General features: G+C 62.4%; 1 protein-coding gene. It reads left to right on the top strand.

The annotated features are described in order from the left end of the window. Window positions 1-65: 65 nt before the first annotated feature. Window positions 66-1259, top strand: a complete 1194-nt coding sequence (locus U1708_RS20620) for an IS701 family transposase (protein ID WP_183938023.1) — start codon at window positions 66-68, stop codon at window positions 1257-1259. Window positions 1260-1417 lie beyond the last annotated feature (158 nt).

Raw genomic sequence — 1417 nt, 5'->3', positions numbered from 1 at the left:
TAGCATTACAGTTGCGCATTTGATCGAAGTCTGAATCAATGGGTCTCCATGGCAGGAGACTGTGGATGACGGGCGCATCGATTGAGACGACGCTGGAGCTTTGGGCGACTTCGCTGCGTGATGTGAAGGCGCGGATGCGGGGTTTGTTCACGCAGGAACGTGTCGCGGCATCTGCAGGGTTGTTCCTGGACGGACTGCTAGGCGACGAGCGGCGCAAGACCGGCTGGATGCGTGCTGAAGCGGCAGGCGATCCGGGACCGTGGCGGCAGCAGGCAATCCTCGGCCGCGGTCGGTGGGATGCTGACGCGCTGCGCGATATCGTACGCGACTATGTCGTCGACACGTTGGCTGCCGAGGATGCGGTGCTCGTGATCGACGAGACGGGCTTCCTCAAGCAGGGCAAGGCGTCGTGTGGTGTCTCGCGCCAATACACCGGGTCTGCGGGCAAGATCACCAACTGCCAGATCGGCGTCTTTGCCGCCTATGTCTCGCACCACGGTCACGCCTTTATCGACCGGGCGCTGTACCTGCCGAAGGTTTGGACGAGCGACAGCGAGCGCATGGATGCGGCCCATGTTCCAATGGAGACGCGGTTCGCGACCAAGCCCGCCTTGGCGGTGCAGATGATCGCACGTACGATTGCAGCCGACGTCCCGTTCACCTGGGTCGCCGCTGATAGCGTGTACGGCGTCGGCGACGTCGAGCAGGCGCTACGCAGAGCCGGAAAAGGCTATGTCCTCGGCGTTGGCTCCAACCATCACTTTGGCTCCTGGGTGGGGAAGCCCGCCGTTTTCGGCACTGCAGGCGAGATCGCACAGGATCTCGATCCCGCCGCCTGGCATCGCCTGTCGGCAGGCGAGGGCACGAAGGGAGCAAGACTGCACGACTGGGCCTATCTCGAACTCGCGGACATCGAGGCTACCGATTACGGTGAAGGACGCCCAGGAATGTGGACCCGCGGCTTGCTGATCCGACGACATATCACGGACGGCGAACTGGCGTTCTTCACGACTTGGTGCCCGGCGGGGACCGGGATCGACGCGCTCGTGCACGTTGAAGGCCACCGCTGGGCGATCGAGGACAGCTTCGAGACGACTAAGAACGAACTCGGCCTCGACCACAACGAAACCCGATCCTGGCACGGATGGCATCGCCACGTATCGCTGGTCATGCTTGCGTTCGCCATGATGGCAGTGATCCGCCATCATGCAAACCAAGTGACGCCCCCAAAAAGAATGCGCACGACACTCCGGCGCTGATCCGCTGGTCAATACAAGAGGTTCGGCGCATTGCCGTCCGGCTCGCCCAACGCCGTATCGCGCCCGCCCACATCATCGCATGGTCGTTATGGCGACGAGCGCATCAAGCGGCCGCCCGCCACGCACATTTAAAGACCAGAATGCAACTGTAATGCTAG

It is taken from the genome of Sphingomonas arabinosi (assembly GCF_036663715.1).
GTDB lineage: Bacteria > Pseudomonadota > Alphaproteobacteria > Sphingomonadales > Sphingomonadaceae > Sphingomonas.
Note: the sequence above shows the minus strand (reverse complement) of the source record. Positions and strands in the feature narration are given on the sequence as shown.